This is a genomic window from Microbacterium sp. SS28, from assembly GCF_022761035.1.
GTDB lineage: Bacteria > Actinomycetota > Actinomycetes > Actinomycetales > Microbacteriaceae > Microbacterium.
Genome location: NZ_JAKWJP010000006.1, coordinates 168,458 through 191,314, shown reverse-complemented (window position 1 = coordinate 191,314; position 22,857 = coordinate 168,458). Strand labels below are relative to the sequence as shown.

General features: G+C 70.6%; 23 protein-coding genes. 19 read left to right on the top strand and 4 right to left on the bottom strand.

What is annotated here, in order from left to right:
• Positions 1-31: 31 nt before the first annotated feature.
• Entirely contained in the window at positions 32-820 is a 789-nt protein-coding gene (locus MJ607_RS17400) for an SGNH/GDSL hydrolase family protein (RefSeq protein ID WP_243076878.1), read from the bottom strand.
• Positions 821-1,002: 182 nt separating this feature from the next.
• On the opposite strand from MJ607_RS17400, the gene MJ607_RS17395 reads away from it, so the two are divergent.
• From MJ607_RS17395 to MJ607_RS17345, 11 genes are all read left to right on the top strand, one after another.
• A complete protein-coding gene (locus MJ607_RS17395) occupies positions 1,003-1,866 on the top strand; it encodes a transglutaminase family protein (protein ID WP_243076877.1) in 864 nt (287 codons plus the stop codon).
• A 102-nt stretch (positions 1,867-1,968) separates the two neighbouring features.
• Positions 1,969-3,633 (top strand): arginine--tRNA ligase, encoded by a 1,665-nt coding sequence (argS, locus tag MJ607_RS17390; protein WP_243076876.1) that lies wholly within the window; start codon positions 1,969-1,971, stop codon positions 3,631-3,633.
• Between the two features lie 4 nt (positions 3,634-3,637).
• Entirely contained in the window at positions 3,638-4,459 is an 822-nt protein-coding gene (locus MJ607_RS17385) for a DUF2993 domain-containing protein (protein ID WP_243076875.1), read from the top strand.
• Between the two features lie 159 nt (positions 4,460-4,618).
• On the top strand, positions 4,619-6,058 hold the full coding sequence (lysA, locus tag MJ607_RS17380; protein ID WP_243076874.1) for a diaminopimelate decarboxylase: 1,440 nt from the start codon (positions 4,619-4,621) through the stop codon (positions 6,056-6,058).
• Positions 6,055-7,368: a homoserine dehydrogenase gene (locus MJ607_RS17375; RefSeq protein ID WP_243076873.1), complete on the top strand. Its 1,314-nt coding sequence runs from the start codon at positions 6,055-6,057 to the stop codon at positions 7,366-7,368. The genes lysA and MJ607_RS17375 overlap by 4 nt, the downstream gene beginning before the upstream one ends.
• A gap of 1 nt (position 7,369) precedes the next feature.
• Entirely contained in the window at positions 7,370-8,458 is a 1,089-nt protein-coding gene (thrC, locus tag MJ607_RS17370) for a threonine synthase (RefSeq protein ID WP_243076872.1), read from the top strand.
• Complete coding sequence (gene thrB, locus MJ607_RS17365; RefSeq protein WP_243076871.1) at positions 8,455-9,408, top strand: homoserine kinase; 954 nt, start codon at positions 8,455-8,457, stop codon at positions 9,406-9,408. The genes thrC and thrB overlap by 4 nt, the downstream gene beginning before the upstream one ends.
• 179 nt (positions 9,409-9,587) lie before the next feature.
• Entirely contained in the window at positions 9,588-11,738 is a 2,151-nt protein-coding gene (gene rho, locus MJ607_RS17360; protein WP_243076870.1) for a transcription termination factor Rho, read from the top strand.
• A 21-nt stretch (positions 11,739-11,759) separates the two neighbouring features.
• Positions 11,760-12,836, top strand: a complete 1,077-nt coding sequence (gene prfA / locus MJ607_RS17355) for a peptide chain release factor 1 (RefSeq protein ID WP_243076869.1) — start codon at positions 11,760-11,762, stop codon at positions 12,834-12,836.
• 97 nt (positions 12,837-12,933) lie between these two features.
• Entirely contained in the window at positions 12,934-13,335 is a 402-nt protein-coding gene (locus tag MJ607_RS17350; protein WP_243076868.1) for a hypothetical protein, read from the top strand.
• A gap of 22 nt (positions 13,336-13,357) precedes the next feature.
• Complete coding sequence (locus MJ607_RS17345; protein WP_243076867.1) at positions 13,358-13,903, top strand: toxin; 546 nt, start codon at positions 13,358-13,360, stop codon at positions 13,901-13,903.
• Positions 13,904-14,036: 133 nt separating this feature from the next.
• Here the strand turns inward: MJ607_RS17345 and epsC are convergent, their stop codons facing one another.
• The 3 genes from epsC to cysK (MJ607_RS17330) all read right to left on the bottom strand — a co-directional run bounded on the left by epsC (position 14,037) and on the right by cysK (MJ607_RS17330) (position 16,607).
• On the bottom strand, positions 14,037-14,630 hold the full coding sequence (epsC, locus tag MJ607_RS17340) for a serine O-acetyltransferase EpsC (protein ID WP_243076866.1): 594 nt from the start codon (positions 14,628-14,630) through the stop codon (positions 14,037-14,039).
• Positions 14,627-15,580 (bottom strand): cysteine synthase A, encoded by a 954-nt coding sequence (cysK, locus tag MJ607_RS17335; RefSeq protein WP_243076865.1) that lies wholly within the window; start codon positions 15,578-15,580, stop codon positions 14,627-14,629. The genes epsC and cysK (MJ607_RS17335) overlap by 4 nt, the downstream gene beginning before the upstream one ends.
• Positions 15,581-15,668: 88 nt before the next feature.
• Positions 15,669-16,607 carry a cysteine synthase A gene (gene cysK, locus MJ607_RS17330; RefSeq protein ID WP_243076864.1) on the bottom strand — a complete coding sequence of 313 codons (939 nt, stop codon included), beginning with the start codon at positions 16,605-16,607 and terminating at the stop codon, positions 15,669-15,671.
• 231 nt (positions 16,608-16,838) lie between these two features.
• On the opposite strand from cysK (MJ607_RS17330), the gene prmC reads away from it, so the two are divergent.
• From prmC to MJ607_RS17290, 8 genes are all read left to right on the top strand, one after another.
• Entirely contained in the window at positions 16,839-17,723 is an 885-nt protein-coding gene (gene prmC / locus MJ607_RS17325; protein WP_243076863.1) for a peptide chain release factor N(5)-glutamine methyltransferase, read from the top strand.
• A 59-nt stretch (positions 17,724-17,782) separates the two neighbouring features.
• Positions 17,783-18,586, top strand: coding sequence for an L-threonylcarbamoyladenylate synthase (locus MJ607_RS17320; protein WP_243076862.1), 804 nt, complete (start codon positions 17,783-17,785; stop codon positions 18,584-18,586).
• Positions 18,583-19,734 (top strand): MraY family glycosyltransferase, encoded by a 1,152-nt coding sequence (locus MJ607_RS17315; RefSeq protein ID WP_243076861.1) that lies wholly within the window; start codon positions 18,583-18,585, stop codon positions 19,732-19,734. The genes MJ607_RS17320 and MJ607_RS17315 overlap by 4 nt, the downstream gene beginning before the upstream one ends.
• The gene (locus tag MJ607_RS17310; RefSeq protein WP_243076860.1) at positions 19,731-20,213 is read left to right on the top strand and encodes a hypothetical protein; all 483 of its coding nucleotides are present in this window, start codon (positions 19,731-19,733) and stop codon (positions 20,211-20,213) included. Before MJ607_RS17315 ends, MJ607_RS17310 begins: the two co-directional genes overlap by 4 nt.
• 146 nt (positions 20,214-20,359) lie before the next feature.
• Positions 20,360-21,169 carry a F0F1 ATP synthase subunit A gene (atpB, locus tag MJ607_RS17305; protein ID WP_374238079.1) on the top strand — a complete coding sequence of 270 codons (810 nt, stop codon included), beginning with the start codon at positions 20,360-20,362 and terminating at the stop codon, positions 21,167-21,169.
• A gap of 44 nt (positions 21,170-21,213) precedes the next feature.
• Positions 21,214-21,450: an ATP synthase F0 subunit C gene (gene atpE / locus MJ607_RS17300; protein ID WP_028496101.1), complete on the top strand. Its 237-nt coding sequence runs from the start codon at positions 21,214-21,216 to the stop codon at positions 21,448-21,450.
• 26 nt (positions 21,451-21,476) lie between these two features.
• The gene (locus tag MJ607_RS17295) at positions 21,477-22,028 is read left to right on the top strand and encodes a F0F1 ATP synthase subunit B (RefSeq protein WP_243076859.1); all 552 of its coding nucleotides are present in this window, start codon (positions 21,477-21,479) and stop codon (positions 22,026-22,028) included.
• Positions 22,028-22,819 carry a F0F1 ATP synthase subunit delta gene (locus tag MJ607_RS17290; protein WP_243076858.1) on the top strand — a complete coding sequence of 264 codons (792 nt, stop codon included), beginning with the start codon at positions 22,028-22,030 and terminating at the stop codon, positions 22,817-22,819. The genes MJ607_RS17295 and MJ607_RS17290 overlap by 1 nt, the downstream gene beginning before the upstream one ends.
• The last annotated feature ends 38 nt before the right edge of the window (positions 22,820-22,857 follow it).

The window sequence follows — 22,857 nt, the reverse complement described above, 5'->3', positions numbered from 1 at the left end:
CACCGCGGCATACGGGTTCCCGACGGCCGGGTCAGCCGGCGTCGGCCGCGACGGCGTCGAGCGCCGTCATCCCGTCGAGCGCCTCGGCGACGCGCGCCGCGAGATACGCGTGCCCCTCGGTCGAGGGGTGGTCGCGGCCGAAGTCGGAGGAGTCGATGACGGCGGCGTAGTTGGCGTCCGTGATCCAGTCGTCGGCGATGGGGGAGACGTACCACCAGCCGCGCGCCGTCGCGAGCTCCGCGAGGTCGGCGTCGATGCGCGCCGTCGCCTTCTCCACGGGCAGCACCTGCGGCGCCGGCCCCAGGATCACGAAGTCGGCGTCGGGGTAGAGGGCGCCGAGCGCGTCCCACGCGGCGGTGACGGCATCCCGGAATCCCGTCGGATACAGGCGCCGATCGTTGATCGAGCCTTCGACGATCACGAGGTCGGGGTGGAGCGCGGGGTCGAGTGCGGCGATGCGCTCGCCGTAGCTCCCGCCGTCGATTCCGGGCTTGAGGTAGCCGCTGCCGCGCACCCCGTCCACGATCGTGTTCCACCCCTGAGTCTCGCCCAGCACATACGCATAGCCGAGCGTCGGAAGGGTCGCGGCGGAGCCGTAGGTCCACGAGTCGCCGAACACCAGGACGGTGGGCTCGTCGGGGAGGCTGATCGGCGCGGGGGCGATCGCCGCGGACTCCGCCTGCGCGACGGGACGGACCGGCTCGGCGGGTGCGGACCATGCGTGCCACACCGCGATGGCGCACACGATCGCGACGGCGGCGAGGGACGTGAGCAGGAGCCGCCCCGGATGCCGCCCGCGGGAGGGTCCGTGCGGGTTCACGCGGCGAGTGTACGTCAGAATCCGCCGATCGCCGCATCCGCGGGAAACCGCGCGAAAACCGCAGATCAGAGGCCTCCGTTCGACGGGCGCGATCGACGTTCGCAGGACCGTCACAGCGAGTGCTCGGCATCCGTTCTGCACACCCGGAGGGAGCACCCGATCCGGCGTGCGAGGATACTTCGGTGCAACGCGTCGTGACCGCCCAACTGGACCTCGATCTGGGGTCCTCCGTCGACCTCATCTTCCAGATCACGGCGGCCCAGCAAGTGCCCCTCGTGAGCGAGGAATTGACGTTCACGCAGGGCGACCGCGTCTACACCCCGACCGAGATCGTCGACCAGTCCGGAAGCCGGCTGCACCGCCTCACGGGCGAGGCGGGACGCCTCGAGGTGCGCTATGCCGCGACCGTCGAGGGGCAGATGGCGGCGAGCCGCACGAGCGACCTCGAGGCCATCACGTATCTGCGTCCGAGCCGCTACTGCCAGTCCGACGAGGTGTTCTCGCAGGCGCGTCGCCAGTTCAAGGGTCTGCACGGCCACGAGCTCATCGCCGCCGTGAGCGACTTCGTCGCGACGAGCACGACATACACCCCGGGGCTCAGCCAGGGCACGGACAGCGCGGTCACGACGCTCATGACCGGCCAGGGCGTCTGCCGCGACTATGCGCACGTCGTCATCGCGCTGCTGCGGGCGATGGACATGCCCGCCCGCTACGCCGCGTGCTTCGCGCCGGGGCTGCGGCCGATGGACTTCCACGCCGTCGCCGAGGCCTACCTCGACGGCTCCTGGTACGTCATCGACGGCACGCGTCTCGCGAACCGCCACTCGCTCGTCCGCATTGCGACGGGGCGGGATGCCGCCGACTGCGCGTTCCTCAGCTACCACGGCGGTCACGTGGGACTCAAGCGCATGCACGTCGACGCGACAGTTGTCCCCGACGACGCATCGGGCGACGCCCTGGACGCCGGAGCGCCCCTCGAGCCTGCGCTCATCGAGGCATCCGACCCCGCGGCAGACGACTTCACGTCGCTCGTCCAGATCTCCTGACCCGAGGGCCCGCACCCGCGCGCCGGATGCGGACAAACCCCCGCCTTCCTCATGCCACGCGCACAGGATCGCGTGGCCGCCCGAACGTAGACTGGTGCGGTTATGACTCCAGACGCACTCTCCGCCGCCCTCGCCGCTGTCATCGTCCCCCTCGCCGAGGCGCGACGCCCTGGATCGGCGGATGGGCTGACGGGTGCGGAGCTGCCGCTCGAGCGTCCCAAGAACCGCGACCACGGAGACTGGGCGTCAAACGCGGCGCTCAAGCTCGCGAAGGTCGTGGGCGTCAATCCCCGCGAGTTCGCGGCCGAGATCGCGCAGCGCCTCGCCGAGACCGAGGGCGTCGCGAGCGTCGAGGTCGCGGGACCCGGCTTCATCAACATCCGACTGGATGCCGCGGCCGCCGGTGCGCTCGCGAAGACCATCGTCGACGCCGGCGCCGCCTTCGGCACCAACGAGAGCCGCTCCGACGAGGTCATCAACCTCGAGTTCGTCTCGGCGAACCCGACCGGCCCCATCCACCTCGGCGGCACGCGCTGGGCCGCCGTCGGCGACTCGCTCGCGCGCATCCTCGCGTCGCAGGGCGCTTCCGTGACCCGCGAGTACTACTTCAACGACCACGGCGCGCAGATCGACCGCTTCGCCCGCAGCCTCATCGCGGCCCACGAGGGTCTCCCGACGCCCGAGGACGGCTACGGCGGCGGCTACATCCTCGATATCGCGCGCCGCGTCGCGCTCGCCTACGACGGCGACATCGACGCGCTCGACCCGGTGGGCAAGCAGGAGGCGTTCCGCGAGCTCGGGGTCGGCTTCATGTTCGAGGAGATCAAGAAGAGCCTCCACGACTTCGGCGTCGACTTCGACGTCTACTTCCACGAGAACCACCTGCACGAGACGGGCGCCGTCGCGCGCGCCGTGCAGCGCCTCACCGAGCTCGGCCACATCTTCGAGGCCGACGGTGCGACGTGGCTGCGCACGACCGAGTTCGGCGACGACAAGGACCGCGTCGTCATCAAGTCGGACGGGCAGCCGGCCTACATCTCGGGCGACCTGGCCTACTACCTCGACAAGCGGGAGCGCGGGTTCAACCGCTGCATCATCATGCTCGGCGCGGATCACCACGGCTACGTGCAGCGCCTCATGGCGATGTGCGCCGCGTTCGGCGACGAGCCGCGCGTCAACCTGCAGATCCTCATCGGACAGATGGTGAACCTCGTCAAGGACGGACAGCCGATGCGCATGTCCAAGCGCGCGGGCACCGTCGTGACGCTCGAGGACCTCGTCGAGATCGTGGGGACGGATGCCGCGCGCTATGCCCTCGTGCGCAGCTCGACCGACTCGAACCTCGACGTCGACCTCGACGTGCTGCAGAAGCGCTCGAACGACAACCCCGTCTTCTACGTCCAGTACGCGCACGCCCGCACGCACAACGTCGGGCGCAATGCCGCGGCATCCGGCGTCGACCGCTCGGACTTCGCGCCCGAGCTGCTCGGTCACGAGACCGAGTCGGCGCTCCTGGGCGCGCTGCAGGAGTTCCCGCGGATCCTCGCGTTCGCCGCCGAGCTGCGCGAGCCGCACCGCATCGCGCGCTATCTCGAGGAGCTCGCGGGCCTCTACCACCGCTGGTACGACAACTGCCGCGTGATCCCGCAGGGCGACGATCCCGTGGAGCCCGTGCACCGCACGCGGCTGTGGCTCAACGACGCGACGGGGCAGGTTCTGCGCAACGGCCTGCAGCTGCTCGGCGTCCAGGCACCCGAACGGATGTAGCGATATGAGCGCCGCCGACACGCAGCCCACCCAGCCGCTCCCCGATTGGGCGACGGCGCCGCATGAGCCGCGCCGGCGGCGCAGCGCGTGGCCGTGGATCATCTCGGCGCTCATCGTCGTGGCCCTCGCGATCGCCGCATGGTTCGTCGCGGAGTGGGTCGCACGGGGGCTCGTCGAGCGCACCATCCGCGATCAGATCGTGACGAACCTCGCGCTGCCCGCCGATCAGCCGATCGACGTCACGGTCGCGGGCGCCGTCATCCCGCAGCTCATCGCGGGTGAGCTCGACGACGTCACCGTCGCGTCGGACGACGTCGCGATCGGCACCGTCACGGGGGATGTCACGGTGCACGCGCAGGGCATCGCGATCCGGGGGGATGCCGCGGCCGACGCCGCGACGGCGACCCTCGCCCTCGACACGGCCCAGCTCCAGGCGCTCCTCGCGGGAGTGCAGGACTTCCCTGTCGACAGCCTGGGCCTGGCGGAGCCGGATGTCACGATGGCGACGGAGCTCAGCTTCTTCGGCGTCGGCATCCCGGTCGGCGTCGCACTGACACCCTCGGCGGTCGACGGGGATCTCGTCCTGACGCCTTCACGCCTTCAGCTCGCGGGAGCCGACGTCTCGGCCGACGACCTGCGCGACCGCTTCGGCGCCGTCGCAGACCTCGTCCTGAAGGACTGGACGGTGTGCATCGCCGAGCATGTGCCGGCAGGCATGACGCTCACGTCGGTCGAGGTGGTCGGCGATCAGCTCGTCGCCGCCGTCGACATCGACGGGAGCATCTTGAGCGATTCCGCCCTCCAGGAGAACGGCACGTGCTCCTGAGCGCACCCGTTGCCCCACTGCCGGCGTAGGCCGGGACCGGCATACTCCGTGCCCTAGACTGCAAGGACTGCCCGGCGCGTGAGTCATCCGGCCGCGGCATCCGCCGCCGGTCCGCACCGGACGGCGTCGCGTCGAAGCCCCCACCGATTGGTCCCACCCGTGTCCGCCGCCCCGTCGAGCCGAGTCGACCTCCCGCCCGCCCCGGTCGATGCGAACGACCTCGCCGCAGGCGTCTGGCCCACCGGCGCCGACCGCGACGAGCACGGAGTGCTGCGTCTCGGCGGCATCGATGCGACCGCGCTGCGCGATCGCTTCGGAACGCCTCTCTATGTCCTCGACGAGGACGAGGTCCGCGCGCACGCGCGCCGCGCGCTCGAGGCGTTCCGCGCCGCGGCCGCCGTGCAGCGCGCGCAGGCGCGGGTCTATTACGCGGGCAAGGCGTTCCTCTCGAGCGAGGTCGTGCGCTGGGTCACCGACGAGGGTCTCGCGGTCGACGTCTGCACGGGCGGCGAGCTCGCCGTCGCACTCGCGGCGGGCGCCGACCCGTCACGGATCGGGTTCCACGGCAACAACAAAAGCGTCGCCGAGCTCGAGCGCGCCGTCGAGGTGGGCGTCGGCTCGATCGTGATCGACAGCTGGATCGAGCTCGAGCGCCTCGCGGCGATCGTCGAGCGCCTCGACGCGACGCAGGCGGTGCTCGTCCGCGTCAACAGCGGCGTGCACGCCGAGACGCACGACTTCCTCGCGACAGCGCACGAGGACCAGAAGTTCGGCTTCGCGCTGGAGGATGCCGCGGCCGCCGTCGCCCGCATCCGCGAGATCGACGGCCTGCACTTCGTCGGGCTGCACTGCCACATCGGCTCGCAGATCTTCGGCACGGCGGGGTTCCGCGAGTCGGCCGCCCGCGTCGTCGAGCTGCACGCCGAGCTTCTCGCGGGCGGCGACATCCCGGTCCTCAATCTCGGCGGCGGATTCGGCATCGCGTACGTCGCGAGCGACGATCCCACGCCGATCGAAGAGCTCGCGGCGGGCATCGTCGAAGCCGTCGCCCAGGAGTGCGACGTGCGCGGCATCCCGGTGCCGAATCTCGCGTTCGAGCCGGGACGCGCGATCGTCGGGCGCGCCGGCGTCACGCTCTACGAGGTCGGCACCGTCAAGCCCGTCACGGTCGACGAGACGCTCACGCGCCTCTACGTGAGCGTCGACGGGGGCATGAGCGACAACGCGCGTCCCGCGCTCTACGGCGCGCAGTACTCGGCGCGTCTCGCGTCGCGCGTGAGCGACGCCGAGCCCGCCCTCGCGCGCGTCGTCGGAAGACACTGCGAGGCGGGCGACATCGTCGTGGACGCCGAGTACCTGCCCGCCGACGTCGCCCCCGGCGATCTGCTCGCCGTTCCCGCGACGGGCGCCTACTGCTTCTCGCTGTCGAACAACTACAACCACGTCCCCCGCCCGCCCGTCGTGGCGCTGCGCGGGGGAGAGGCCCGTGTCATCGTGCGCCGCGAGACGGTCGACGACCTGCTCGCGCGCGATGCGGGGCTCGCCGCCACCACGGAAGGGAACCGCATGCCTGGATCGAGTGAGGGGCGGTCGAAGTGACCGATTACCGTCGCCTTCGCGTCGCGCTGCTGGGAGCCGGCGCCGTCGGCTCGCAGGTCGCGTCCCTGCTGCTGCGTCACGGTCCCGAGCTCGCCGATCGTGCGGGCGCGACGCTCGAGCTCGTCGGGATCGCCGTGCGCGACGTCGACGCGCCGCGCGACGTCGACTTGCCGCGCGAGCTGTTCACGACCGACGCCGAGCCGCTCATCGTGGGCGCCGACATCGTGATCGAGTTGATGGGCGGCATCGAGCCCGCGCGCGCCTACGTCCACCAGGCGATCAACTCCGGCGCCGACGTCGTGACGGCGAACAAGGCCCTGCTCGCGACCCACGGCCCCGAGATCTTCGACGCCGCCGACCAGGTCGGCGCGCAGGTGTACTACGAGGCCGCCGCCGCCGGCGCCATCCCGATCATCCGGCCCCTGCGCGACTCGCTCGCGGGCGACCGCGTGCAGCGGATCATGGGTATCGTCAACGGCACGACGAACTACATCCTCGACCGCATGGACACCGAGGGCGCCGACTTCGCCGACGTGCTCGCCGACGCGCAGCGCCTGGGCTACGCCGAGGCCGACCCGACGGCGGACGTCGAGGGCTACGACGCGGCGCAGAAGGCCGCGATCCTCGCGAGCCTCGCGTTCCACACGACGGTTCCGCTCGAGGCCGTGCACCGCGAGGGCATCACGAGCATCGACAAGGCGATGATGGATGCCGCGCGCCACGCGGGCTACGTCATCAAGCTGCTCGCCGTGTGCGAGCGGCTCACGGACGACGCGGGCGAGTCGATCTCGGTCCGCGTCTACCCGGCGCTCATCGACCGTGCGCACCCGCTCGCGAGCGTCCACGGCGCCAACAACGCCGTGTTCGTGCAGGCCGAGGCCGCGGGCAACCTCATGTTCTACGGTGCGGGTGCGGGCGGCGTGCAGACGGCCTCCGCCGTGCTCGGCGACGTCGTCTCGGCCGCCCGCCGGCACATCGCCGGCGGCGTGGGGGTCGGCGAGTCGACGCGCGCGAACCTGCCGATCGTCGAGGTCGGCCGCGTCACGACGCGCTACCAGATCACTCTCGAGGTGGACGACGAGCCCGGCGTGCTCGCGACGGTCGCCGGCATCCTGAGCGAAGGCCGCGTCTCGATTGCGACAGTCGAGCAGACGGTCGTCCACGAAGGCAACGGAGAGCCGGGCGTCGCCCGCCTCGTCATCGGAACACACAAGGCACTGGAACAGGACCTCAGCGAGACCGTCGATCGGCTCGCCGCGAGCGGCGTCGTCGAGCGCGTCGTCTCGGTCCTGCGGGTAGAAGGAGACTGACATGGCACACGTCTGGCGCGGAGTCCTCCGCGAGTACGCCGATCGACTGGGCGTCACGGACACCTCGACCGTCGTGACCCTCGGCGAGGGCGGCACGCCCCTGCTTCCGGCTCCGGCACTCTCGCGGCGCACGGGCGCCGACGTCTGGGTGAAGTTCGAGGGCATGAACCCGACGGGCTCGTTCAAGGACCGCGGCATGACAGTCGCGGTCTCCCGCGCGATCGAGCACGGTGCGAAGGCGATCATCTGCGCCTCGACGGGCAACACCTCCGCCTCGGCCGCCGCGTACGCGGCGCACGCCGGCATCACGGCGGCCGTCCTCGTGCCCGAGGGCAAGATCGCGATGGGCAAGCTCAGCCAGGCCGTCGCGCACAACGGACGCCTCATCCAGGTCCGCGGCAACTTCGACGACTGCCTCGAGATCGCGCGCGAGCTCGCCGAGAGCTACCCCGTGCACCTCGTCAACTCGGTCAACCCCGACCGCATCGACGGCCAGAAGACGGCGGCGTACGAGATCGTCGAGCAGCTCGGCGACGCGCCCGACTTCCACTTCATCCCGGTCGGCAATGCCGGCAACTACACGGCGTACACGCGCGGCTACCGCGAGGAGAACGAGGGCGGCGTCTCTACCCGCATCCCGCGGATGTTCGGCTTCCAGGCCGAGGGATCGGCGCCGCTCGTGCGCGGCGAGGTCGTCAAGAACCCCGAGACGGTCGCGAGCGCGATCCGCATCGGCAACCCCGCGTCGTGGGACCTCGCCCTCGAGGCGCGTGCCGCGACCGACGGCTACTTCGGCGCCATCGACGACGACCGCATCCTGGCGGCGCAGAAGCTGCTGGCGGGCGAGGTCGGCATCTTCGTCGAGCCCGCATCCGCGATCAGCGTCGCGGGCCTCCTCGACCGCGTCGAGGCCGGTGTCGTCACGCCTGGCGCGCGCGTCGTCCTGACGGTCACGGGCCACGGCCTCAAGGACCCGCAGTGGGCCCTGCGCAACGCCGACGGCTCGAAGGTCGAGCCCACGGTCGTCGACGCCGCGACGTCGGAGGTGGCGTCCGTGCTCGGACTCGCCCGCGCCGAGGCCACCGCGTGAGCGCAGCCGCGGCCTCGACGGTGCCCGCTGGGCGCTCCGTCGTCGTGCGCGTGCCGGCGACGAGCGCCAACCTCGGTCCCGGCTTCGACACCCTCGGCCTCGCGCTGAGCGTCTACGACGAGCTCGTCGTGACAGCGCTCGACCACGGGGGCCTCGAGATCGAGGTCGCGGGCGAGGGTGCCGACGACGTTCCCCGCGACTCCTCCAACCTCGTCGTGCGCTCGATCGCGTACGCGTTCGAGGCGGCAGGGCGACGGATGCCGGGACTGCGGCTGCAGGCGCGCAACGTCATCCGCCACGGGCGGGGGATGGGCTCGTCGGGTGCGGCGGTCGTCTCCGGCCTGCTCGCGGCGAAGGGCCTGCTGGAAGGGGACGTCGTCCTCGGCGACGAGACGCTGCTGAGCCTCGCGACCGAGCTCGAGGGGCACCCCGACAACGTCGCGCCCGCCCTGTTCGGCGGCCTCACGATCGCGTGGATGGACGAGACCGGTCCGCAGCACAAGAAGCTCGCGGTGCACCGCGGGGTCTCGCCGCTCGTGTTCGTGCCCGAGTTCACGATGTCGACCGAGCTCGCCCGCAGCCTGCAGCCCCTGCAGGTGCCGCGCGAGGACGCCGTCTTCAACGTCTCGCGCTCGGCGCTGCTGATCGCGGCCCTCACGCAGAGCCCCGAGCTGCTGCTCGCGGCGACCGAGGACAAGCTGCACCAGAACTACCGCGCGCAGGCGATGCCCGACACCGATCGGCTCGTGCGCACGCTGCGCGAACACGGGTTCGCGGCCGTCGTCTCGGGCGCCGGTCCCAGCGTGCTCGTGCTCGCCGACGGGCCCGGTCAGCGCCTCGAGGCGGCCCGCGTCGCCGAGGCCGCGACCGACACCCCGTGGGACGCCCTCATGCTCGCCGTCGATGTCAAGGGTGGTACAGTGAGGGAGTACGCGGAGGGTTCCACGTAAGCACGTGAATCTGGCCTCCGTCGCAAATCTGCGAAACCCTGGCACACCCCCCGCCCCATCCGAGCGCTGAGAAGCCTTCCGGTCTCTGAGCAGTTCGCAGGGGTACGCGCGGGCAGTCTCCTGCCACGCGCTGTGACTGTGCGTTCGTGCATGTCCATTCGTTTCACAAGGGAGAACTCGTGGAGTCCATCTCCGAGATCCACACTGTCGACTCATCGTCCGACGAGCGCACCGAAGCGCCCGAAGGCACAGAGGAGGCCGTGACCGGCGACGTCGTCGCCGAGAACCAGCACGTCGAGTCCGAGGCCGCCCCGGCCGAGTCCGAAGCCGCCCCCGCCGACGAGGCGCCGGCTGAGGAGCCCATCATCGAGGAGGCTCCCGCTGAGGAGCCCGCCGTCGCGGAGGCGCTCGTCGCCGAGGCGCCCGTCGAGGAGACTCCTGCGCAGGACGCGCCCGCCGATGAGGCCCCCGCCGAGGCGCCCGTTGCCGAGGCGCCCGTCGAGGCAGCCCCCGAGGCTGTCGCGCCCGCTGAAGAGCCTGCGCCGGTCGAGGCGCCGGTCGAGGCCGCGCCGCCCGCGCGTGCCCCGCGCAAGCGTGCGCCGCGTCGTGCCAAGAGCACCGACGTCCCCGCCGCCGAGGCCCCTGCCGCGGAGGCCCCTGCCGCGGAGGCCCCTGCCGCGGAGGTCGCCGAGGCGCCCGCCGTCGAGGCGCCCGCGACGGAGCAGCCCGCCGAGACGGCCGACGCGCCGGTCGAGGCCGTCGCCGACGAGTCGCCCGCCGAGACCGCCGACAGCGCCCCCGCCGAGGATGCGGAGCAGAGCGCCGAGGGCGAGGCATCCGGTGCCGACTCCGGCGACGAGACCCCGTCCCGCTCGCGCAGCCGCTCACGCAGCCGCAGCCGCAGCCGCGGTCAGGCCCAGAACGGGCAGAACGCCCAGAACGGCCAGAACGCGCAGAACGGGAACGGCCAGCCGCAGGCGCCCCCGCAGGGCGGCCAGCAGGGTGCTCAGGCACAGGGCGGTCAGCCCCAGGGCGCCGCACAGCAGACCGAGCAGGACGACGACTCGGCGTCCGGCAACGCCCGCAACCGTCAGCGCAACAAGCGCCGCGGTCAGGGCCCGGCCGACGAGTTCGAGACCGAGATCGGCGAGGACGACGTCCTCGTCCCGATCGCGGGCATCCTCGACGTGCTCGACAACTACGCCTTCGTGCGCACGACGGGCTACCTGCCCGGCACGAGCGACGTCTACGTCTCGCTCGGCCAGGTCAAGAAGTACAACCTGCGCAAGGGCGACGCCGTCGTCGGCTCGATCAAGCAGCCCCGTGAGGGCGAGCAGTCGAGCCGTCAGAAGTACAACGCTCTCGTCAAGGTCGATGCCGTCAACGGCCTCTCGGTCGAGGATGCCGCGACCCGAGTCGAGTTCGGCAAGCTCACGCCGCTCTACCCGCAGGACCGCCTGCGCCTCGAGACGGCCCCGGAGAAGCTGACGCAGCGGATCATCGACCTCGTCGCCCCGATCGGCAAGGGTCAGCGCGGCCTCATCGTCGCTCCGCCCAAGGCGGGCAAGACGATCGTCCTGCAGCAGATCGCGAACGCCATCGCGACCAACAACCCCGAGGTCCACCTCATGGTCGTGCTCGTCGACGAGCGCCCCGAAGAGGTCACCGACATGCAGCGCACCGTGAAGGGCGAGGTCATCGCCTCGACCTTCGACCGCCCCGCGGAAGACCACACGACGGTCGCCGAGCTCGCCATCGAGCGCGCCAAGCGGCTCGTCGAGCTCGGCCGCGACGTCGTCGTGCTGCTGGACTCCATCACGCGCCTCGGCCGCGCCTACAACATCTCGGCGCCGACCTCTGGTCGCGTCCTGACGGGCGGCGTGGACGCTTCGGCGCTCTACCCGCCGAAGCGCTTCTTCGGCGCGGCGCGCAACATCGAGAACGGCGGATCGCTCACGATCCTCGCGACGGCGCTCGTCGAGACCGGCTCCAAGATGGACGACGTCATCTTCGAGGAGTTCAAGGGCACGGGCAACAGCGAGCTGCGCCTCAGCCGCCAGCTCGCCGACAAGCGCATCTTCCCGGCGGTCGACGTGAACGCGTCGAGCACCCGCCGCGAAGAGATGCTGCTCTCGGCCGACGAGGTCAAGATCACGTGGAAGCTGCGTCGCGCCCTCGCGGGCCTCGACCCGCAGCAGGCCCTCGAGGTCGTCCTCGGCAAGCTCAAGGAGACGCAGTCGAACGTCGAGTTCCTCGTGCAGATGCAGAAGTCGATCCCGGCGCCCACCGGCGGCGGGCACAGCCACGCGCACGACAACAGCATCCGCTGAGACCCTGCTGAGGTCTCTCGAGTGTTCGAGTCCGTCAAGGCGCTGATCGACGAGCACAAAGCGGTCCAGGAGGAACTCTCCGACCCCGCCGTGCACGCCGACGCCTCCCGCGCCAAGCGCGTCAACCGCCGCTACGCGGAGCTGTCGCGGATCGTCGCGGCCCACGACTCGTGGGTCGCGGCGTCCGACGACCTCGCGGCGGCGCGCGAGCTCGCGAAGGAGGACGACGCGTTCGCCGAGGAGGTGCCTGTTCTCGAGGAGCAGCTCGCGCACGCGCAGGAGAAGCTTCGGCGGCTCCTGATCCCGCGTGACCCCGACGATGCGCGCGACGTCATCATGGAGATCAAGCAGGGCGAGGGCGGCGCCGAGTCGGCGCTGTTCGCGGCCGATCTCCTGCGGATGTACATCCAGTACGCGGCATCCATGGGCTGGAAGACCGAGCTGCTCGAGCGCAACGAGTCCGACCTCGGCGGCTACAAGGACGTCCAGGTCGCGATCAAGGGCTCGTCGAGCGATCCCTCGCAGGGAGTGTGGGCGCACCTCAAGTACGAGGGCGGCGTCCACCGCGTGCAGCGCGTGCCCGCGACCGAGTCGCAGGGACGCATCCACACCTCGACGACGGGCGTGCTCGTCTTCCCCGAGGTCGACGAGCCCGAAGAGATCCAGATCGATCCGAACGACCTCAAGATCGACGTCTTCCGCTCCTCCGGCCCGGGCGGTCAGTCGGTCAACACGACGGACTCCGCCGTGCGCATCACGCACGTCCCGACGGGCATCGTCGTGTCGATGCAGAACGAGAAGAGCCAGCTGCAGAACCGCGAGGCCGGCATGCGCGTCCTGCGCGCGCGCCTCCTCGCGAAGCAGCAGGAAGAGCTCGAGGCCGCGGCATCCGATGCCCGCCGGTCGCAGATCCGCGGCATGGACCGTTCGGAGCGCATCCGCACGTACAACTTCCCCGAGAACCGCATCGCGGATCACCGCACAGGCTACAAGGCGTACAACCTCGACCAGGTCATGGACGGCGCTCTCGGCCCCATCGTCGAGTCCGCGATCCAGACCGACGAAGAGGCGCGGCTCGCCGCCCTCGGCGGGGACTGAGCGCACGACGAGGCGGCTCATCCCGCGAGGAGGAGCGACGCCTCGCCTGGGCGCACTGCTCCCGTGGGAGCGGCGGGCGAGCCGCTAGCCTGAGCGCGTGATCACTTTCCTCATCCGCGCGGCGATCTTCCTGGTCTCCGCGTTCGTGGGACTCATCGCGGCCGACCTCATCCTCGAGGGGTTCACCCTCTACTGGAACGACTGGTGGGGCATCCTGGTCGCCGTCGTGATCTTCGCCGTCCTCCAGAGCATCCTCACGCCGTGGTTCTTCAAGATCACCCGCCGCCACGCCGAGGCGTTCGTCGGCGGCATCGGCCTGCTCTCGACGTTCGTCGCGCTGCTGGTCGCCGTGCTCATCCCCGCCGCCGGGATCGGCATCGACGGCCCCGTCGCGTGGATCATCGGAACGCTCATCGTGTGGCTCGTGACGGCCATCGCGACGTGGCTGCTGCCGCCCCTGTTCATCAAGAAGAAGGTCGCGGGCCGCAGAGACGCGTAGCGACTGTCGAAGGACGGATGCCGTGATCCCGCGCCGCATCCGGGTCGTGGGCGTCTCGGGCTCGGGCAAGTCGAGGCTCGCGTCGCAGATCGCCGCCCGGTCCGGACTCGCGCGCCTCGAACTGGACGCCGTCTTCTGGGGCGCCGACTGGACCTTCCGCGACCTGGACGAAGCCCGCGAGCTCGTTCGGGAGTTCGTCGCCGCGCATCCCGAGGGCTGGGTCATCGACGGCAACTGGCACTCGCGCCTGAACGGGATGCTGGATCCCGGCACCCCGGGCGGGGGAGACCTCGTGGTCTGGCTCGATCACCCGCGCTCGATCGTCATGCGCCGGGTCGTCTCGCGCACGCTGGGACGCGGCGTCCTGCGCCGTGAGCTGTGGCACGGCAACCGTGAGCGCCCGTCGACGTGGCTCTCGCGGGATCCCGACACCAACATCATGCTGTGGTCGTGGACGCAGCACGCCCCCACGCGTGAGCACATGCTCGCCTACGTCGGCGAGGGGTGGCCCGTACTGCGCCTGCAGAGTCAGCGCGCCGTGGACGCGTGGCTCGCAACACTGGGGTGACGGGGTGCCGCGGCCGAGGCATCCCGCGCCGCGATGTCGCTGGGGTTTCGATACGGGCGCGCTCCGCGCGGCCTACTCAACCTTGACCCGTGCCGCATAAACGCGGGCTTTGCTCGCATTTATCCGGCACGCGTCAAATGTGGTACTCGGGGACCGTCAGCAGGGCTCGGGTATCGTCGCCGACGCGACGCGACCGCGGCTTCGCGGGGACTCCCACGAGGACGCTGTCGGCCGGCGCGTCCTTCGTCACGACGGCGTTCGCGCCGATGACCGAGCCCGCTCCGATCGTGATGGGGCCGAGCACCTTGGCGCCTGCGCCGACCGCGACGCCGTCGCCGATCGTGGGGTGGCGCTTCCCGCCGTCGCGCGTGCGGCCGCCGAGCGTGACGCCGTGGTAAAGCATGACGTCGTCGCCGACCTCGGCCGTCTCGCCGATCACGACGCCCATGCCGTGGTCGATGAAGAAGCGGCGTCCGATCGTGGCGCCGGGGTGGATCTCGATGCCCGTGAGCCACCGCGTGATCTGGGATCCCGCGCGCGCGAGGAAGCGGAATCCGCGCTGCCAGAGCCAGTGGTCGACGCGGTGCGCCCAGATCGCGTGCAGCCCGGGGTAGAGGAGCGAGATCTCGACAGCGCTGCGCGCGGCGGGGTCGCGGAGCTTGGCCGCGACGAGGTCTTCGCGCACGCGCGCGACGGCGCGGACGATCGAGGGGGACTCGCCGGTCATGCCTTCGCCTCCTCGGGGTCGCGCAGGTGCTCGTAGAGCGCGGTCGACAGGTAGCGCTCGCCGGCATCCGGGATGATCACGACGATGCGCTTCCCCGCCGCCTCCGGGCGGGCTGCGATCTGCAGGGCGCTCCACACAGCGGCGCCGGCCGACATGCCGGCGAGGATGCCTTCGCGCGTCGCCAGTTCGCGAGCGACGCGGATCGCGTCGTCGAACTGGACGTCGAAGATCTCGTCGACGACGGAGCGGTCGAGCACCTCGGGCACGAAGTTGGGGCCGATGCCCTGGATGCGGTGACCGCCCGCGCGGCCCTCGGTCAGGACGGGGGAGTCTGCAGGCTCCACGAGCGCGACCCGCACGTCGGGGTTGCGCTCCTTGAGCACCTGGCCGACCCCCGTGATCGTGCCGCCCGTGCCTGAGCCGGCGACGAACCAGTCGACGCGGCCTTCCGTGTCGCGCCAGATCTCCTCGGCCGTCGTGCGGCGGTGGATCTCGGGATTGGCGGGGTGGTCGAACTGGCGCGCGAGCACGGCGCCGGGTGTCTCGGCCACGATGCGCTTGGCCGTCTCGACCGCCTCGGTCATGCCCTTGTACGGATCGGTCAGGACGAGCTCGGCGCCGTACGCCTTGAGCAGCGTCCGCCGCTCCTTCGACATCGAGGCGGGCATCGTGAGGATCACCTTGTAGCCGCGCGCGGCGCCGATGAGCGCGAGAGCGATGCCGGTGTTGCCGCTCGTCGACTCGACGATCGTGCCTCCGGGCTTCAGCTCGCCGGACGCTTCCGCCGCCGCGACGAGGGCGACGCCGAGACGGTCCTTGACGCTCGATCCCGGGTTGTAGAACTCGAGCTTGACGAGGACCTCGGCGGCGAGGCCCTCCGTCAGCCGGTTGAGCCGGACGAGCGGGGTGTCGCCGAACGCCGTCGTGATGTCGGAATGAATACCGGGCAAGAGGATGCTCCCAGGCTCGTGCGGTCAGAGAAGACGACGGCGCGCCGGCGCCCGAACGGGTCGGAGGCCGGCGCGCCGTCGTGACGTGTCAATCTTCGCGCAGATCCTCGAAGAGGAGGGTCGACAGGTAGCGCTCACCGAAGGACGGCACGATCACCACGATGTTCTTCCCGGCCGCCTCGGGCCGCGCCGCGACCTGAAGCGCGGCCCAGATGGCTGCGCCGCTCGAGATGCCGACGAGGATGCCCTCCTTCACGCCGACTTCGCGGGCCACGCGCAGAGCGTCGTCCAGCTCGACGTCGACGACCTCGTCGATGACGTCCTGGTCGAGGATCGCGGGGATGAAGTTCGGCCCGATGCCCTGGATCTTGTGGGGCCCCGGGGTGCCCTTCGTGAGCAGGGGCGAATCGGCGGGCTCGACGGCCACGACCTTCGCGTCAGGTGCACGCTCCTTGAGCACCTGACCGACGCCCGTGATGGTGCCGCCCGTGCCGATGCCCGCGACGAAGTAGCCGATCTCGCCGTCGGTGTCGCTCAGGATCTCCTCGGCTGTCGTCTTGCGGTGGATCGCGGGGTTCGCCTCGTTCTCGAACTGGCGCGCGAGCACAGCGCCCGGAATCTCGGCGACGAGTTCCTCGGCCTTCGCGACAGCCCCCTTCATGCCGCCGGCCGGGTCGGTGAGCACGAGCTCGGCGCCGTAGGCCTTCAGCAGCAGCCGGCGCTCGATCGACATCGACGAGGGCATCGCCAGCACGACCTTGTAGCCGCGTGCCGCTCCGACCATCGCCAGCGCGATGCCGGTGTTGCCGCTGGTTGCCTCGACGATCGTCCCGCCGGGCTGGAGCTGTCCCGACTCCTCTGCCGCGTCGACGATCGCGATCCCCAGCCGGTCCTTGACGCTGGACGCGGGGTTGTAGAACTCGAGCTTGACCAGCACCGTTCCCGGGAGGCCCTCGGTCAGACGGTTGAGGCGGACGAGCGGCGTGTTGCCGAACGCGCTCGTGATGTCGGAGTGGATGCCGGGCATGGCGTGCCTTTCGGGTGAGCAGGTTTCCCCGGGCGATCAGCGGCGCCGGGTGATCAGAACGTTGCTCAGCCTAAGGGAGCGCTTCCCGCGCATTACGGCGTGTGACGAGGGCGCTTGCCGCCTCCGCGCTGGAGCAGGGAGATGACCGGGATGCCTCGCTCTCTCCGCGGCCCGCTGCGGGTGCGGCCGATTCCAGCGGGCCCGGCCGGGTGCGTAGGCTGGACGGCGCTCATGGAACCTGCAGCGGCGCCCGCCCCCCACTCCCTCGCTCTCCTGATCCGCCTCGCGACCGAGCAGCTGGCCCGCGCCGGCGTCTCCGATCCGGGCGTCGACGCCGAGCTCCTCGTCGCGCACGCCCTCGGCGTCAGCCGCGGCGCCGTCCAGGCCGCAGGCATCCGCGGCGACGACATCGACGACGAGACCGCGGCACGGCTCGCGGGTCTCGTCCAGCGCCGCGCGACGCGCGAGCCCCTGCAGCACATCACGGGCACGGCGCCCTTCCGCCACCTCGAGCTCCGGGTGGGACCGGGCGTCTTCGTCCCGCGCCCCGAGACCGAGGTCGTGGCGCAGTTCGCGATCGATGCGCTCACGGCAGCGGCATCCCCTTCTCCCATCGCCGTCGACCTCGGAACGGGGAGCGGCGCCATCGCCCTCGCCCTCGCGACCGAGGTGCCGCACGCGCAGGTGCACGCCGCCGAGAACTCGGTCGACGCCTTCGTGTGGACCGCGGAGAACTTCCGCGCCGTCGGAGCCGCGAACGCGCGCCTCGCCTTCGTAGACCTCGAGCACGCGTTCCCCGAGCTCGACGGGACGGTGTCGGTCGTCGTCTCCAATCCGCCGTATGTTCCGGATGCCGCGATCCCGCGCGATCCCGAGGTGCGCCTGTTCGACCCGCCGGCGGCGCTGTACGGCGGGGAGGACGGCCTCGATGTCGTGCGCGTGCTGAGCCGCGTCGGCATGCGGCTGCTGCACCCGGGCGGCACCCTCGTGATCGAGCACGGCGAGTGGCAGGGCGAGCCCATCCGCGACCTCCTGACGGCGGACGGATGGCGCGCAGCCGCGACGCATCCCGACCTCACGCTGCGTGATCGCGCGACCACCGCCGTCCGGCCGTGACGCGACCCGGATCCCACCAGACGGGTCGCCGCGGACCGCGCCGATAGACTGGATTCGACATGTCCTCCGTCTTCGATTGCCGCGACGAGGCCCAGCTCCTCCCCGGCATGCGTCAGGCACGCCAGGCGATCGGCCGCGGCGAGCTCGTCGTCATCCCCACCGACACCGTGTACGGCGTCGCCGCCGACGCCTTCAGCGCGAGCGCGGTCCAGCGCCTGCTCGACGCCAAGGGGCGCGATCGCCAGTCGCCGCCGCCCGTCCTGGTAGCCGGTCTCACGACGCTGCGCGCCCTCGTGGCAGAGGTCCCCGAGCCCGTCGAGCGACTCGTCGAGGCGTTCTGGCCGGGCGGCCTCACGATCGTGCTGCCTGCGCAGCCGTCGCTGTCGTGGGACCTCGGCGAGACGCGCGGCACGGTCGCCGTCCGGATGCCGGACCACCGCATCGCGCTCGAGCTGCTCGAGGAGACGGGCCCGCTCGCCGTCTCGAGCGCCAACCTCACGGGCAGGCCCGCGGCGGTGCGCATCGAGGATGCGCGCGACATGCTCGGCGACTCCGTGGGCGTCTACCTGGACGGCGGATCGTCGCAGACGGGGGTCGCCTCGACCATCGTCGACGCGACGAGCCTCGTGGGCGGCGCCGACCCGCGCGTGCGGGTGCTGCGGGAGGGCGCGATCGACCTCGCGCGGCTGCGGGAGGTGCTCGGCGACCTGCTCGACGACGGCACCGTGCCCGCCGGCGCGGAGCCCGCCGGCCCCGAGCCCGCCGGTGCGGCGGAGGAGGCGCCCGTCGAGGCCGACGCTCCTGACACGGACGCCCCCGACCCGCAGGACGCCGGGTCGCGGCCGCACGGCGGCGGCGCGTGAAGCAGTACGTCTTCACGATCCTGTTCACGGCGATCGTGACCTTCGTGCTGGCCTGGGCCGTCTGGCGGCTGAGCATGAAGTACAAGCTCTACCCGGGCATCCGCGAACGCGACGTCCACAAGACGCCGACGCCGCGCCTGGGCGGCATCGCGATGTTCTTCGGCGTCGTCGCGGCGATCGGCGTCTCGGCCGCCAATCCCTTCTTCGAGATCTTCTGGGCCGACCCGCGGCCCGTCTACGCGATCCTCGCGGCGACCGTCGTCATCGTGCTCGTCGGCATCGCGGACGACCTGTGGGACCTCGACTGGTTCGTCAAGCTCGGCGCCCAGTTCCTCGCGGCCGGGATCATCGCGTGGTTCGGCGAGCTGCAGATCTACTCGCTGCCGATCGGCGGGCTCATCGTCGGCTCCGGGCCCGTGAGCTTCGCGCTCACCGTCTTCTCGATCGTGATCGTCATGAACGCCGTCAACTTCATCGACGGTCTGGACGGGCTCGTCGCGGGTGTGTGCCTCATCGCGAACAGCGTCTTCTTCGCCTACTCGTACATGCTGTCGCGGGACTTCGCGGCGAGCAACTTCTCGCTCGCGACCTTCATCGCCGCCGTCATCATCGGCGCGTGCCTCGGGTTCCTCCCGCTCAACTGGAATCCCGCCAAGCTCTTCATGGGCGATGCCGGCGCCCTCATGGTCGGCCTGCTCATGGCGTGCTCGGCCATCGCGATCACGGGCCAGCTCGACCCCTCCGTCCTCGACCCCGAGGACTTCGGCCGCTCGCAGCTGCTCGGTGCCTTCATCCCGATCCTGCTGCCCGTCGTCGTCGTCCTGCTGCCGCTGTTGGACTTCGGTCTCGCCGTCATCCGGCGCATGCGCGCCGGGAAGTCGCCGTTCTCGCCCGACCGCAAGCACCTGCACCACCGCATGCTCGACATGGGCCACAGCGACCGCGGCGCCGTGCTGATCTTCTACGCGTGGACCGCGATCTTCGGACTCGGCGTGCTGCTGATGTACATCGGGACGACGAGTGGATGGCCGGGGGACTACCTCCCCGGAGTCGCCTACGTCGCTCTGGGCGTCGCCGCATGCCTCGTCGTGACCTTCCTGCCCTCGCGCCGTCCGGCGCCCCGACCCGCACTGGAGAGCGCTCCATGAGCCCCAGCCCCGTCTCGAGCACCCCGATCCTGCGCACGACCCTCCTGTGGGCGGGCGTGGTGACGGGAGTCCTCGCGGTCGCCGCCGCCGTCATCGGGTACCTCGTCGCGGGCCAGACGGGTCTATGGAGCGGCCTGGCCGGCGTCCTGGTCGCGGCGGTCTTCCTGGCGATCACAGGACTCAGCATCCTGATCGCCAACCGCTGGTACGGCGACGATCTCTACGTGCCGATCTTCTTCGGCGTCGTCCTGGGCGGCTGGATCCTCAAGTTCGTCGTGTTCATCGTGGCCCTCGTCGTGCTGCGCGGACAGCCGTGGATCGAGCCCACCGTCTTCTTCCTCTCGCTCGTCGCGAGCGTCATCGCCTCGCTCGTCGTGGACGTCGTGGTCCTGCTGCGCATGCGGGTGCCGCATGTGAGCGATGTCGAGCTTCCGACCGACCCCGAAGAGGGCGAGCGGTCCGACCACACACTCAGCTGACACTCAGTGCGGATTCAGGAGGCTCCCGAGTTTGGTAGGGTTGTCCTGCGCCCGCCCGCTCGCATCATGTGAGCACTCTTGCGGAGTGACGCTCATCGACCATCGTCGCAACGGTTCACGCCGATGCCCCGAAGCTGGAGCCAGCGCTGTTTACTCAAGCTGCGACACTGATCGCCCCCACCGCCGAAGACGGGGGCGAATTTCACGCCCCCTCGATCAATGAGTTCTTCCCGGACGTCATCACGACCGTCCTCGGAGTCCCCATCACGCGGATCCACCTGATCCAGATCCTCGCGACGATCGCCGTCGTGCTGGTCTTCTGGCTCGGGACCCGCAAGATGACGGTCATCCCCGGCCGCTTCCAGAGCCTCGTCGAGATGGGACTCGGATTCGTCCGGACGAACATCGCGCACGACCTGCTCGGCAAGAAGGACGGGGACCGGTTCCTGCCGATCCTCACGACGATGTTCTTCATGATCCTGTTCATGAACATCACGGGAGTCATCCCGTTCCTGAACATCGCGGGCACCGCGATCATCGCAGTCCCGCTGACGCTGGCCGTCGTGAGCTACGTGACCTTCATCTACGCGGGTCTGAAGAAGAGCCCCGGGAAGTTCCTGAAGAACTCGCTCTTCCCGGCCGGCGTCCCGTGGCCGATCTACTTCATCGTGACGCCCATCGAGTTCATCTCGACGTTCATCATCCGGCCGATCACGCTGACGCTCCGACTCCTCATGAACATGATGGTCGGCCACCTGCTGCTCGTCCTGTTCTTCTCGGCGACCTCGTTCTTCCTCCTCACGATGGGGGGCTGGTGGTCGATCCTCGCCGCCGGCAGTCTCGCGTTCGGCTTCGCCTTCACACTCTTCGAAATCCTCGTGGCCGTCCTTCAGGCCTACGTCTTCGCCCTCCTCACCGCGGTCTACATCCAGCTCGCGGTGGCGGAAGAGCACTGAGCGGGTCGGCGCCAAGCCGCCCATAACCGAAAGGAAACACCCCCGTGGACGCAACTACGGTTCTCGCCGAGGTCTCCGGCAGCATCGCGACCGTCGGCTACGGTCTCGCCGCGATCGGCCCCGCCATCGGCGTCGGCATCGTCGTGGGCAAGACCATCGAGGGCGTCGCTCGCCAGCCCGAGCTCGCCGGTCGCCTGCAGGTCCTGATGTGGATCGGTATCGCCTTCACCGAGGCGCTCGCCTTCATCGGCATCGCGACCGCATTCATCTTCGGCTACTGATCCGCTTCTCGACGTAAGGAGACAGGATGCTCAACGCTCTTGTCACACTCGCCGCCGAAGAGGAGACGCCCAATCCGCTTCTGCCGGCCTGGTACGACATCATCTGGTCGTCGGTGTGCTTCGTCGTCATCCTCTTCATCTTCTGGAAGGTCGCGCTGCCGCGCCTCAAGAAGCTGCTGGATGAGCGTGCGACAGTCATCGAAGGCAACATCGCCAAGGCCGACGAGGCTCAGCGACGTGCCGAGGCCGCACTCGAGGAGTACACGGCGCAGCTCTCCGGTGCCCGCAAGGAGGCCGGTGAGATCCGCGACGCCGCCCGTGAGGACGGCCGCAAGATCATCGCCGAGGCCAAGGATGCGGCCACCTCGGAGGCCGCTCGCCTGACGGCGTCCGCGCACTCGCAGATCGAGGCGGAGCGCCAGACGGCGCTCGTGTCGCTGCGCAGTGAGGTCGGCACGCTCGCGATCGACCTCGCCGGCGGAGTCATCGGCGAGTCGCTCGCCGACGACAAGAAGGCGCAGGGCGTCGTGGACCGCTTCCTCGCGGACCTCGAGGCCTCTGAGAAGGCGTCGAAGTAATGGGCAGTGCGACCACGCAGGCTCTCGCCGCGACGACGGCGGCGCTCGACAGCGCCGCCGGAGTCGACCTGGCGACCGCGGACCAGCTGTTCGCAGCCGCCCGTGCGCTCGGCGTATCCCCGCACCTGTCCGGCGCCCTCGCCGACTCGGCCGCGTCGGGTCCGGCCCGCGCGAAGGTGGTCGCGGACGTCTTCGGCACGGCGCTCGCGCCCACGTCGCTGTCGCTGCTGAACACGGCAGTCGCGCAGCGGTGGTCGTCGGCATCCGACCTCGTCGACGCGATCGAAGAGCTCGCCGTGCGGGCCGCCGCCCGTGCGGGGGCCGACGCCGACATCGAGGGCGAGCTCTTCGAGTTCTCGCGCACGGTCGCCGCCAACCCGGAGCTCGAGCTGGCACTGGGCAGCCGACTCGGCGATGACGCGGCCAAGGCCACGCTCGTGCGCTCGATCCTCGGTGGTCGCGCAAGTGCCGCGACGATCCTCATCGTGTCCTCCCTCGCGCAGTCCCGGCGCGAGCGGCGGATCCGTCAGCTCCTGATCCGGGCGATGGACCTCGTGGCCGACGAGCGCGGCCGCAAGGTTGCGACGGTGGTCTCCGCCGTCCCGCTGAGCGCGTCGCAGTCCGAGCGACTCGCCGCCGCCCTGGGCAAGCGCTATGGCGCGTCAGTGACGCTCAACTCCGTCGTCGACCCCTCGGTGGTCGGCGGCGTGCGGGTGCAGATCGCCGACGACGTCATCGACGCGAGCGTCTCATCGCGCCTCGCCGACCTCCGCCAGCGTCTCGCCGGCTAATCCACTACTTCCCGCCTCAACGGCGGAGGCTTCGGGGC

Excerpts from the sequence above, each read along its gene's own strand:
- argS (WP_243076876.1), top strand. The coding sequence starts at position 1,969 with ATGACTCCAGACGCACTCTCCGCCGCCCTCGCCGCTGTCATCGTCCCC.
- MJ607_RS17385 (WP_243076875.1), top strand. The coding sequence starts at position 3,638 with ATGAGCGCCGCCGACACGCAGCCCACCCAGCCGCTCCCCGATTGGGCG.
- thrC (WP_243076872.1), top strand. The coding sequence starts at position 7,370 with ATGGCACACGTCTGGCGCGGAGTCCTCCGCGAGTACGCCGATCGACTG.
- epsC (WP_243076866.1), bottom strand. The coding sequence starts at position 14,630 with ATGACCGGCGAGTCCCCCTCGATCGTCCGCGCCGTCGCGCGCGTGCGC.
- cysK (WP_243076864.1), bottom strand. The coding sequence starts at position 16,607 with ATGCCCGGCATCCACTCCGACATCACGAGCGCGTTCGGCAACACGCCG.
- prmC (WP_243076863.1), top strand. The coding sequence starts at position 16,839 with ATGGAACCTGCAGCGGCGCCCGCCCCCCACTCCCTCGCTCTCCTGATC.
- MJ607_RS17320 (WP_243076862.1), top strand. The coding sequence starts at position 17,783 with ATGTCCTCCGTCTTCGATTGCCGCGACGAGGCCCAGCTCCTCCCCGGC.
- MJ607_RS17310 (WP_243076860.1), top strand. The coding sequence starts at position 19,731 with ATGAGCCCCAGCCCCGTCTCGAGCACCCCGATCCTGCGCACGACCCTC.
- MJ607_RS17295 (WP_243076859.1), top strand. The coding sequence starts at position 21,477 with ATGCTCAACGCTCTTGTCACACTCGCCGCCGAAGAGGAGACGCCCAAT.
- MJ607_RS17290 (WP_243076858.1), top strand. The coding sequence starts at position 22,028 with ATGGGCAGTGCGACCACGCAGGCTCTCGCCGCGACGACGGCGGCGCTC.